At 45.2% G+C, this 12,599-nt stretch carries 8 protein-coding genes; 6 read left to right on the top strand and 2 right to left on the bottom strand.

Translation table 11 applies throughout. The features are described 5' to 3' along the window. Window positions 1-234: helix-turn-helix domain-containing protein (locus D3222_RS22410; RefSeq protein ID WP_157975285.1), on the bottom strand; the 234-nt coding region annotated here is incomplete at its 3' end. A 330-nt stretch (window positions 235-564) separates the two neighbouring features. Between D3222_RS22410 and pulA the strand changes: the two genes are divergently transcribed. From pulA to D3222_RS22385, 5 genes are all read left to right on the top strand, one after another. After that, window positions 565-3,837, top strand: coding sequence for a pullulanase-type alpha-1,6-glucosidase (pulA, locus tag D3222_RS22405; RefSeq protein WP_118988088.1), 3,273 nt, complete (start codon window positions 565-567; stop codon window positions 3,835-3,837). Window positions 3,838-4,157: 320 nt separating this feature from the next. Continuing rightward, the gene (locus D3222_RS22400; protein WP_118988087.1) at window positions 4,158-5,618 is read left to right on the top strand and encodes a DUF3375 domain-containing protein; all 1,461 of its coding nucleotides are present in this window, start codon (window positions 4,158-4,160) and stop codon (window positions 5,616-5,618) included. A gap of 45 nt (window positions 5,619-5,663) precedes the next feature. After that, the gene (locus tag D3222_RS22395; protein ID WP_118988086.1) at window positions 5,664-6,572 is read left to right on the top strand and encodes a DUF4194 domain-containing protein; all 909 of its coding nucleotides are present in this window, start codon (window positions 5,664-5,666) and stop codon (window positions 6,570-6,572) included. Continuing rightward, on the top strand, window positions 6,565-9,963 hold the full coding sequence (locus D3222_RS22390; RefSeq protein ID WP_232832632.1) for an ATP-binding protein: 3,399 nt from the start codon (window positions 6,565-6,567) through the stop codon (window positions 9,961-9,963). Before D3222_RS22395 ends, D3222_RS22390 begins: the two co-directional genes overlap by 8 nt. Beyond that, the gene (locus D3222_RS22385; RefSeq protein ID WP_118988084.1) at window positions 9,960-11,156 is read left to right on the top strand and encodes a DUF3322 domain-containing protein; all 1,197 of its coding nucleotides are present in this window, start codon (window positions 9,960-9,962) and stop codon (window positions 11,154-11,156) included. The genes D3222_RS22390 and D3222_RS22385 overlap by 4 nt, the downstream gene beginning before the upstream one ends. Before the next feature lie 36 nt (window positions 11,157-11,192). Here the strand turns inward: D3222_RS22385 and cynR are convergent, their stop codons facing one another. Continuing rightward, entirely contained in the window at window positions 11,193-12,095 is a 903-nt protein-coding gene (gene cynR / locus D3222_RS22380) for a transcriptional regulator CynR (protein WP_118988083.1), read from the bottom strand. A 286-nt stretch (window positions 12,096-12,381) separates the two neighbouring features. On the opposite strand from cynR, the gene D3222_RS22370 reads away from it, so the two are divergent. Continuing rightward, window positions 12,382-12,597, top strand: coding sequence for an IS1096 element passenger TnpR family protein (locus D3222_RS22370; protein WP_118987693.1), 216 nt, complete (start codon window positions 12,382-12,384; stop codon window positions 12,595-12,597). Window positions 12,598-12,599: the final 2 nt, after the last annotated feature.

Below are 12,599 nucleotides of genomic sequence, written 5' to 3'. Positions count from 1 at the left end.
TAAACTGTCAGACCCCCCATTACCCGATTTAAGTTTACCGTGATTAAGGTAATCACTGATATGGCGGTCAACCGTGGTCTGATGGAGTCGCAATGCCTGAGCTATCATCACAGAACTCCACCCTTCAGAAGCCAGAAGGATAGCTTTTATTCTGTCTCGTACTTGACCATCGCGAGTGGTGTCGTGAAGACGCTCAAGTTTGATTTTTTGTTCTGATGTAATAAATATTTTCATAGCGAGGATAATGATCTCCATTTCGGATAAAATCAAGCATCTTCAATGATTACGGGTATATATAAAAATGACAATGAGTGTGCTTAACATTTTTTCAAATTGTAGCTGGTGGGATAATACAAATAAGCTCACATGAACCTTATGTAATAAGAAATTATTACATTAATTATCGTGCGCGATATCACGAAAAGTATCTCCACCTGATCCCTCATCCCTATTTGTGTCAAAATGAGGAGGATGCTGACCTATCTGAGACATTATTTAATATTTCCGATTTAATTCATTCGCAATAATATCGTCGATAACTTCTTACTATTAAAAGGTCTGATTATGGTAGCTCACTTCTTGAAAAAGGCTTACTCGGCCATATTAAGCGGTTCATTCGTTTTGCTGGCAGGCTGTGATAACAATGGTTCTTCACCTCATCCCCCTAAAGAGCCAATAGCGCATCTCCCTATTAAAATACCGGGTGAAGCTGCTATTGCCGGCGAGTTTCAGGCAGTGATCCACTTGGTGGACATTGCCAAATTAAGTCAAAGCGATCCGACAACAAATCGTGACTACAGTACCAATAGCCTCTATTTATGGAATGATGAAAGTTGTGATGCTTTGGCTTCTCCTTCATTGAATTGGAACGACACCAGTGCCACTCCCGCTGGCAGCGATAGTTATGGCCCTTACTGGGTTGTGCCATTAACGAAGAACGAAGGCTGTATCAACTTTATTGTGCGTGATGGTAACAACAATAAATTGATCAACAGTGACCTGAGAATCTCCTTCTCCGATTTTAGTAACCGAACCGTTTCTATGATACCTGGCAGTCATCAAATCTATCGCAGTCGTGCGGAAGCCTTTAATTCTGTGTTTGGCGTTTCTCAGGCTTCGGCACATTGGGTTGATAATCAAACTCTGTTGTGGTCGGGTGGAGCGGATAAGCCCCATATCCGCTTATATTACAGCCGGAATGGTAAGGTGGAAGCTAATGATGAAGGAAACTTCACTGATAACTATCTGACGCTAACACCGACCACTCTAAGCCAGAAGACGGCTGAACGATTTCCGCACTTGAAGAAGTTAACTGCGTTCGGCCTGCCAGAGGATGCGGATGTTGAGACATTACTTACCGGTGATCTGGTGGCATTGGCTACCAATGAAGCGGGTTTGCTGTTGTCGGCGACTCAAGTACAAACGGCTGGCGTGTTGGACGACCACTTCGCCAATGCCGCTGACGCACTGGAATATGGTGCGCTAGTCGACGATACCGGTGTTACCTTTCGCTTGTGGGCACCTACTGCTCAACATGTTGGGTTGGTTATCTATGATGCAAATAAACAGGTCATCGCCAATCATGCAATGAACCGTGATCCTGCTAGTGGTTCTTGGTCGTGGCAAGGTGATAAAGAGCTGGTTGGTACTTACTACCGCTATGCTTTAACGGTGTACCATCCATTTCCCCGTAATGTGGAGCACTACGAGGTTACTGATCCCTATTCCCACAGTCTGTCCACCAATTCGGAATACAGTCAAGTCATCAAGTTGGATGACGAGGCGCTAAAACCGCAAAACTGGGAAAGTTTGATCATGCCACGCTCGCAAAATACACCCGCGGACATTGCGCGCATGACCATATATGAAGCTCATGTCCGTGATCTCTCTGTTGCAGACAATACAATGCCGGAAGCTTGGCGAGGTAAATATCTGGCTCTGACTGCTAACAACAGCGATATGTTCAAACATCTTAAAGCACTGAGTCAGGCTGGAGTCACTCATATAGAGCTGTTGCCAGTATTTGATGTGGCTTCCATTAATGAATTTAGTAACCAAGTCGCTGATCTCAACCATCCATTCAGTCGTTTGTGCCAAGTCAACCCAAAGGTGAAGAGCAGCCGTTTCGCTGATTATTGCAATAGTTCACAGACCGTGGGTGAAGTATTGCAGGAGCTAAAGAGCGGTGACAGCGCTAATAGCCCACAGGTACAAGAGTTGAATGCAATGATTGCAGAGACTGATTCTTACAATTGGGGCTATGATCCATTCCATTACTCGGTGCCGGAAGGTTCTTATGCCACAGATGCGGAAGGTTCGGTACGTATAAAAGAGTTTCGCTCCATGATTCAGGCCATCAAACAGCAATTGGGAATGAATGTGATTATGGACGTAGCGTATAACCACACCAACGCGGCTGGTCCAACACGCCCATCTTCAGTATTGGATAAGGTCGTGCCTTGGTACTATCATCGTTTGGATGAGATCACGGGCAATGTTGAATCTAACACTTGTTGTCACGATACGGCGCCAGAGCACCGCATGTTCGCTAAACTCATTGAAGACTCGTTGGTGACTTGGGTTAAGGACTATAAAATCGACGCGTTTCGATTTGACTTAATGGGCTATCATCCCAAGGCACAGATCTTATCAGCGCTGGCAAAAGTACGCGCGATTAACCCATCTGTCTATTTCTTCGGTGAAGGTTGGAACTCCGGGCAGGACGACCGTTTCGAAATCGCTTCACAGATTAACCTAAAAGGCACCGGGATTGGTACTTTCTCTGATCGACTGCGTGACGCGGTACAAGGTGGTGGGCCGTTTGATTCTGCTGATAGCATTCGCATTAACCAGGGGGTGGGCAATGGTGTTGGTACTTTACCTAACGAAATGGCTTGGTTAGACGCTAATGAGGCGCGTCATCTGGCGGATCTGGTACGTCTTGGCATGGCGGGCAACCTAGCTGATTTTGTCATGATTAATAAAGATGGGGCAGTGAAAACAGGTAGGGACATTAACTACAAAGGGGCTATAGCCGGTTATGCCGCTGATCCGATTGAGGTGATCAATTATGTCTCCAAACATGATAACCAAACACTGTGGGACATAATTAGCTATAAAGCGGCATGTGAGGCGGATCTGGCAACGCGGGTTCGTATGCAGGCAATATCCCTCGCTACGACGTTCCTTGGGCAGGGGTTGGCTTTCGCTCAACACGGATCGGAGCTACTGCGTTCAAAATCTTTTACCCGTGATTCCTATAACTCCGGCGATTGGTTTAATCGAGTTAGCTACACTTACCAGGATAACAACTATGATGTTGGTATGCCGGATCAGCGTGTTGATGGCGAAAATTACGCATTGATTGAAAAAGTGAAAAATGTGGTGGATAAACCGGGCAAAACTGAATTATTACAGATGACGGCTTTTTATCAGGAACTGGCGCGTTTGCGTCAATTTTCACCCCTGATGTCTCTCGGCGATGGTGCATCGGTTAAACAACGCGTTGATTTTCGTAATGTTGGGCCGCATCAGCAGCTTGGGCTGTTCGTAATGACTATAGATGACGGTTCCGCTACCAATGACGACCGTGATTTGAGGTTCGACGGCCTTGTCGTGATGATCAACGCTGCACCACATATTGCTACAGTGAGAGATCTTAACGTCAGAGGATTAAAGTTGAATGATATTCAGAGCGAGCTAGGTAGCGCTTCGCTAGCGGCGGGTATCAGAATAGCAAAAGATGGCACAGTCACGTTGCCCGCTTGGTCGGTAGCGGTGCTGGTTTTACCACAGGATGGCGTTCGCGGTACGGGTTTGCCTGTCCGCAGGAAGTAACGCGTAGGAATTTTCCACTGTTTGCATCGGGGCGGTCTGGACAGACCGCCCATCTTTAACGTCGAAGGGGTACCTTCCGCTGCTTCCCTTGCTGATGATAATTGAGACATTGTTTATCAGCTTAATTCTCTCTCTGATCACAGCACCTACTAATTACAATAGTTAATAACAGGCATTGACATAATAAAAAACATGATGATATGGTTTTTATTTGATTGTGAATTATACAAAATTCTTGGTGGTAGTTTTTTGGAAAGGGTGGTGATGGGCTAGTACTTATTTAATCGCTTTTTCCTCATAATTACACAGAGGGAGGCAAGTTGAACTTCCAAGGGCTACAGGCAAAGTACCGCCGTCTATTTCAGGAAAGTGCTGCCTGGAAACTGTTAAGAGCTGATAATTCCCCTTTAATTTTGGCATTTTTGGGGGAGTTGTTTTCGGAGGATAGTGAAGTTCCTTTTAGTCGTGCCCGCGTGTCACTTGATGCAGAGTTGGTACGCTGTCGTGAACTTGGTCTTTGGGAAACGGAAACGGGTGCCGGCACTTATCTCAATAAATGGATTCGGGAAGGCTGGTTGCGTGAGATGGATGACACATTAACTAAAACGGATGCCAGTGAAATTGCGCTCCGTTTTAGTCAGGGACTTGATGAGCGCCGATCAGGAACCACTGCGTCTCATCTTCGAATTGTTCAGGAAGCAGTCAGGGACTTTGCGGTGGCGATTAGCCCAAATGTCGATGAGCGTGTCACGCTTTTGGAAGATAGAAAATCCGAAATTCAGAGAGAGATTGATGCCCTGAAGGCAGGCATTGTAACCGAACTGACCGAGGTTGAGCAGCGGGAAAGAATTCGTGAGATCTACCAGTTGGCTTCTGTTTTAACGGGTGATTTCCGCCGTGTTGAAGATGAAATTCGTCGGTTGGATCAGGAAATTCGTATTCAAATTATTGAGGGAGACTCTACCAGAGGAGATGTCCTTCTTGCTGTTTTAGAAAAAGAAGCGTTGCTGGCTAAAACGGATGCCGGTAGTGCGTTTGAGAGTTTTTTTGATTTGTTATGTGATCAAAATAGAACTATGGAGCTGCGGGATCAGCTTCGAAGCATTTTAAATCGCCCGGTCGCAGAACACTTAAGTACCCCGCAACGGCAATTCTTAAGTCAGCTTATGCGAGAATTGAGCCGTGAGAGTGACCGAGTTTTTCAAATCAGACGAAGGACAGAAGAGAGCTTGCGTGCTTACATAGAGAGTGGCACTGCTCAAGAAAATCGTGCTGTTGATAGATTGCTGGGTCAATTGGAACGACTTGCTGTTGAATTGAAGAATGCTGATTGCAACTTGCAAACAACAACAGCTCTTTCATTGCCCGTTGGGGCGGCAAGTATTAGTTCTCCCGAAAGTATGCTCCTTAAATCACCCGATGAAAAGCTGGATACCTCAGGTGTTGAAGAGCAGTTTAACTCTCGAGAACCGAGTATACAGATGCTGGATTGCCTTGATACTGTTCAAATCCGGTTGATTGCTGAGAGGGCGTTAGAAACGTTAAAAGAGTTTGGTCCAATGACGATTGCATCTATTGCACATTATCACCCGCTTAATTCAGGGTTGGAAGAGTTAGTTGCCTATTTGCGGGTTGCGAAATCTGTCGGGGCGGCATTATTGGAAGAGAAGGAATCAATTGAAATGAGTGACAAACAGGGAGTTCGCTTGCGGGCGTCTATCCCCACTTTTCTGCTGAGTGCCGACCTGTTTCCAGACAGTTTGGATGAATTGGTCCTGTAATGGTGAATAGAAAGTGGCTGTAGATATCATTGTGTGAGGGTTGGAATGCATAAAGACAAAAAGTTGAATAAAGATAATGGTACCCCCGCAACCCTCGATAAGTCTGATTCAGATCCTCAGAAAGAGCAGCAAACAGGGTTCTTCGATCAGTTGATAAAACATCATACTCAATCAGGGTATAACCCGCTTACAGGCACATCCGCTGTTGAATCTGATGTCGCTGCCAATAAAAGCTCATCCGTTGAAGTTGATGATGTGTTAGCCAGTGATCACTCTGAAAGTTCAAGTAGTAGCATGCCACCTGATGCGCGCCGGGTGCTGGTTAGCTTGCTGCGTCAGGGCGTTATATTGTCTTCTCAGAAAGCCAAGTTGTTTGAATCGCTTTGTCGATACCAATGTGCTGTACGCAAACATCTGTCGGAAGTCTATTTGAAGCTGGTTTTAGATGAGAAAGCAGGTGTCGCCTTTATAGCCGGTTTTCAAAATGAGGAAGATACCGAATCATTGGGCATAGATGATGAAGAGGTTGTCTCTCTCATTAGCCGAAGGACGCTCTCTTTATACGATACGTTGTTGCTGTTAGTGCTGCGCAAACACTATCAGGATCGGGAAACGTCAGGTGAGCAAAGGATTATCATTGATATCGAGCGTATAGAATCCCATTTGACACCGTTTTTACCGCTGACAAACAGTACTAAATCTGACCGGAGAAAACTCAAGGGTGCTCTTGAGAAAATGGTGACGAAAAAAATATTGAGTTCAGTGCGGGGAAGTGAGGATCGCTTCGAGGTTACACCGGTGATCCGCTACGTCGTCAGCGCTGAATTTCTCGAAAATATGCTTAATGAATACCTGAAAATGGCGAGTGATAAGGGGATTGAGCTAAATAAAAATGGCAGCAACGCTGTTGATTATCAAGATGGAGAGGAGGAAACAGGAGATGAAAATGACTGATCAAACTCTTTCGGCTGATTCATTATTTCATGTTGGTCAAATCAGATTAGCCGAACTCTCAGTTTATAACTGGGGGTCATTTAACGGCTTGCATACTGCGTTGATCGATCCTATGGGAACTTTGGTTACTGGGGATAATGGCGCGGGAAAATCGACGTTTATTGATGGCCTTATGGCTTTGCTCCTTCCTGCCGGAAGGGCAACCTTTAATGTGGCTGCGGCGCAGGGTGATCGTTCTGACCGGACTTTACTTTCTTATATGCGGGGAAGTTTTGGATCTGCCCATGATGGAGCGGGTACGAGAGTCAGAAGTAAGCGTGAATCTGGCGTGGTGACTGGGCTTAGAGCTTTATATCAGGGTAATGATGGTTCAAAAATCACGCTTGCGGCCCTTTTCTGGATCACTAAATCGACGAATGTGCTTGCGGACGTGACACGAGTTTATATTGTCGCCAAAAGAGACCTGACTCTTAAGGAAATGCTTGATGCCTTTGGGGATGGTAATGCCCGATCATTCAAGCAATGGCTCCGTGATGATCCGGCAATGACATGCTGTGATGATAATTTTTCCGATTATCAGGAGCTGTACCGAAAGCTTCTGTATATGGACAATAAGAATGCGCCTGCATTGTTGTCGCGGGCGTTGGGCCTGAAAAAAATTGATGATTTAACCGGGTTGATTCGTGAATTGGTACTTGAACCGAGTACAGTCAAAGATGATGCCAAAAAGGTAGTGGAAGAGTTTGCTGATCTGGTGGCAATTCATAGTCAATTAGTGGATGCAAGAGCACAAAAAGAGCATTTATCCAGGTTACCTGAACTCAGCTCAATTATCGAAAAAAAGACGAAAGAATTTGAGGAATTCACGGCCGAAAAAAACAACCTCCCGGTCTACTTTGGGGAAATCTTCGCACAATTGTGGCGTGAGAAAATTGCTGATATTGAGGCTGAACTTGAAGCACTATCCCTCAAAATTAAGCAAGCTGAAGGGCAGAAAGTCGATGCGGATAAGCTGGTTGAACGAAGACATGAGGAATATCTTCAATTTGGCGGGGATAAAATAGAGTCGCTTCGAAAAGAAATGGGTCATACCCAAGATCAATTGAATCGGGTGGTTCGAATTTCATCGCAATATCAAACTCATGCCAAAGATCTGGCTCTCCCTGTTATATTAGAGGAAGCTGTATTTCTCAAAAATCAATCCGAAGCATCAGTCAGGCTTGCCAGTATTCAGCGTGACGAAGAAGAGTATCAGGATAGGTTTGCCACCATTAGTGCCAAATTCAGTGAGTTGCAAGCAAATATCCATGATATCTCTCAGGAAATTCGGGAAATCGAGGCAAGGCCGGATTCTAATATTGATGTGAAATATCAGCAACTGCGGGATGAACTGGTTAACTCCTTAGAATTAAGTAAAGACCAATGTGTATTTATCGGTGAGCTTATCGACGTCGAAGATCATGAAAAGATATGGCAAGGCGCGATAGAGAGGGCGTTAGGCGGGTTACGAACAACACTTGCTGTGCCACATCATTGTTATTCGATGGTGACTCGTTGGTTAAACGCTCGGCATACGGGTTTACATGTACGTGTTCAAGTTGTGAATGATGCTGCGACTAACCTAGGTCAATCGGCGGAGTTTAAGCCTGACGGTTATTTAAGGAAACTGGTATGGCGCACTCACCCTTATCGGGAGTGGCTCAAGCATCACTTGCAGCGATTTGACCTGCAATGTGTTTCGAATACGGAAGAATTGGATCAAACCCCGTTTTCGATGACACAGCAGGGATTAATGCACATGGATAAGGGTCGCTTTGAGAAAAAAGATCAGCACCGGATAGATGACAGGAGACGCTGGTGTCTGGGTTTTTCAAATAAATCACGTTTAGCCATTCTTAATAACGATAAAAAAGATTTAACTCTGCAACTGGCGGAAACCGGGAAAAATGTGAGCCAGGCCCGTCAAGATTTGAATTCTGTTTCTGATCGTAAAATACTTTGGGAGAAGATCCAAAGTTATCGCTGGGATGATATTAATGCTCCTTACTGGCACGAAAAACTTTCTGATTTGCAGGCTGACCTTAAGGTGTTGGAACAGTCAGGTGGTGATCTTGATAAGGCCAGAGAGCGTTGGGAATCGGCTAAAGATCAATTGGCTCAAATTCAATCGGCATTAAATCAGCTCAACTCTGATTCTGGTGGCGTTAAAAATACGCTGAAAAATGCGCAAGAAGAATGGAGCAAAGCGCAGGTAAAAGCGTCGAGGGGATTACCTGATTCAGCCAGGCAGTTACTTGCGATGCGGGTTGGTGTGCTTAATAAAAACGATTTAAGCCGGATGGCTGAATTGGTGTCGAAAGTTGAAGAAGATTTGGATCGTCTGTTAGATTCTAGCCGGAACAATAAAGACAGAGCGGAAAGATCAGCCATCAGCATTATGGTTTCGTTCAGGTCTAACGATAAATGGCAAGTTTTTACGGTTGACTGGCAAAGTGATATTGGCAGCTTACCTGATTATCTTAATCATTTACGGCAACTGGAAGAGGAAGGGCTTCCCAACCTGGTGGAACAGTTTATTGAACGTTTGAATAAGCATGCAACGCAGTCGCTGGCACGGATTAAAACTAAGCTTGAATCTGAACGGGAAGATATCCTTGAGCGGATTGACATCATTAACCGGGTCCTCAAGCGTACAGAGTTTCGATCAGAGACACATTTAAAACTGGGTTCAAAGAGAGAGAAATTTCCGCATGTTAATGAATTTGAACAGCATCTGCGTAAGGTGCTTAGTCAGGTAACCAGTGATGACCATGAAGCACGGTTTCGTCAGTTGGCTCAGGTAGTTGAGATCCTTGGGAAAGCAAGTGCGCCAGGCTCCTCAAATACACTGGAAAGTTTAAGGCTGCTTGATTCCCGTTATCAGATGTCATTTTATGCCGAAGAATTGGATATCAATACGGGGGAGATTCGTGATGTATTGGAGTCATCCAGTGGAAAGTCAGGTGGGGAGAAAGAGTCGTTTGCGGCCACTATTGTTGCGGCAAGTTTGGCCTATGTTTTGACGCCGAATGGCTATGATCGACCGGTTTACTGTACTGTTTTCCTGGATGAAGCATTCTCAAATACGGCTGAAACGGTAAGTCGGCGTGTGCTCCGAGTATTTAGGGAACTGCATATTCACGTTAATTTGATTACGCCTTATAAAAACCTGAATTTGGCGAGAGAATCGGCTCGCTCGTTGCTCATTGCAGAAAGAGACCAGGAAAACCACGATAGCCATTTATGTGAAGTCACTTGGGAAGAAATTGACCGGAGAATGGGGGAAGAGAAGGAGAAAAAGTTAGCTGCCGAGGCTTCTGGTTTAGGTATCGAACTTGAGAAACTGATATGAAAAGAGAGCAGAATGGGGTGCGCTGGGGGTTATTACCGGCGCAGGTTAAGAACCTCATTAGGCAACGTGAGTGGGATAATCTTTCCTCACTAAAGGCCCGGTTACTGGGCAGCAAAGCATTTCCTGTTCGTGTTGGCTTAAAACCCCCCAGAGGCAGTTCTGCCATATCAGATATGGTTCATTTTCAGCGGTTTGTTGATGAGTGGAAATCATTTCCCTACCAAGATCTTGTGGAGTGGTCTTCCAAAAATTTCCGGGAGTTGTCTGAGCAGCGAATTCCGACTTTTGTTGCTATTGAATCGATGCAACATTTGATCAAATTTTTAGGGAATGATGCCCTTTCCCGAAGTAAGGTATGGGAAAGAAATATGAAGCCATTCTTACGGGTTGATAAAGATCTCTATCCTGCATTGGTTAAGTGTATAGATATTGTGGAAAAACTCTCTTTGAGAGATGCGGAATTACTGGCAAAGCTTCTTCCACAATTAAAGCCAGGCTTGGGGGAAGGACAATATTTAAGAGCATTACCTCTCATTGGTATTGATACTAAGTTTCTTGAGAACCACCAAATCCTGATCGAAGAGCTGACCGATGTGATTCACAAAGGTGCGGTTTCTGCATTTGGAGGTCTTACTGCTTGGTTGGGTTGTTTAACAAATCCCAAGGGTTGGTTAACCATAAGACCGCTTTGTCATACTGCGATGGCTGCGCTTGGTGGAATTCCGATACTTCAAATACCTGGTGAATTACTTAAACAGCACGAACTTCCAGCATCGAATATATTAGTAGTCGAAAACTTACAGTCTGGTTTGGCATTACCCGACATGCTTGACACAGTAGCGGTGATAGGAGGAGGGAAAAACGTCGCCTGGATGGATGCGGCATGGTTGAGAGGTAAGCGTGTAGGGTATTGGGGAGATATTGATACTTGGGGCTTGTCTATTCTCAGTGACGCCAGAGACAAGTGTGTGGATATTGAATCCCTGATGATGGATGTTGAAACCGTTAAAGCTCATGAAGATAGAATGGTTCCTGAACCAAATCCAGTTGAATCCAGTCCTTCATCGCTAAATGAGGATGAAGCAAAGTTGTTTAATGATCTCATCTCTGGCCGGTTCCAGTCTTCACGTTTAGAGCAGGAGCGTCTTTCATCTGATTACATTAGAAACAAGCTTATGGGGTGGCTGTCCTAACTTGGAAGCCACCAAGCATACTGTGTTTTCTGTTTATCAGAAATTATCACTTTCTTGGTGTACATCGAAACGGTGCGTGATCAGATTGGCAAACGCCTGACTCGCAGCGCTTCGATACGCGCCGCTGCGCCACAACAGCACGGCATTGCGCTGCGGTAACGGAGGTTGAATGGCAATGGAATAGAGCCCGGCCTGCTCGTGGGCTATGACATCAGGTAACAAAGTCGCGAGCCGTCCCCGGCGGATAATCTCTACGATTGTGCTGATTGAGTTAGCCTCAATTGCAATGCGCGGCGTGATCCCCTGTCTCTGGAAGTACAAATCGATATGGCTTCGCGTTGCAAAGTCTTTGCTTAATAGCGCTAATCCTTCATGTTCCAGCATCTTCGCTGTCAATGATGTTTGTTGACCGATGAATCGATGCGATTGACCAACGATCAGACTGAGTGTTTCGATGAACAATGGTTCGCTGTCAATGTCGGGGGAGCGTACTTCTGAGAATGCGATGCCGAGATCGAGCTGGTTCTCCGCTAAAGCCACCTCTATCTGATCTTGCGTCATTTCCTTGATATTCAACGTAATTCCTGGATAAAGTGCGTTGAAACGTTCTACCCAATGGCCGATGAAGTAAGTGGTGAAGGTGGGTGTCATTGCTAGCCTGAGCAATCCACGGCTTAAATCCTGTACATCGTGAATCGCACGCTGCCCAGCATCCAGATCCTGCAATGCACGACGGGCGTAACTTGTGTATACCTCGCCAGCGTCGGTGAGTTGCACACTCCTTCCAGATCGGTCGAATAACTGCACATGCAGTGACTCCTCAAGTTGCCTGATTTGTTGCGATAAGGTCGGCTGCGAGACATGAAGTTCCTCGGCGGCGCGAGTGAAGCTCTGATGTTCGGCAACTGCCAGCAGATAACGAATATGTCGCAGTAGCATGTCAATTAATTATTTGAAAATAATATGGAAATAATGACAGCCCGATCTTTGAAACTATCGAAAAATTTGCTCATTCTTCACCTGTCAGCTGTCTTATCGGCCACGATGACAAAATCATTAGAGAAACAGATCTGGCCTTACGTTGAAGCGCTTGGAAAGCGCTTTAATATGCGCAATCGTTAATGAGCGTTTACCAGATAGAATCGAGAGCATAAAGAAGTGTGGGGTATTCCTTTAATCAATTAGTATGATCGTTCTCGTATTTATTGTGACAAAGGGGGGGAGCATGTCTGTCTATAAGGTCAAAGTGGCTATTCGCGATATTAGCCCGATGATTTGGCGACGTTTTCGTATTCATTGTGACATGTCACTTGGCGCTTTGCATTTTCTCCTACAGTTTGCATTTGGTTGGGATAACGGCCATCTTCACTCTTTTCATATTCATGGTAAAGACTATGGTATTAGCTATGAAGGTGGATTGGGGTTTTATGATAATCCCTGAGC

Source organism: Photorhabdus sp. CRCIA-P01, from assembly GCF_003545805.1.
Taxonomy (GTDB): domain Bacteria; phylum Pseudomonadota; class Gammaproteobacteria; order Enterobacterales; family Enterobacteriaceae; genus Photorhabdus; species Photorhabdus antumapuensis.
Note: the sequence above shows the minus strand (reverse complement) of the source record. Positions and strands in the feature narration are given on the sequence as shown.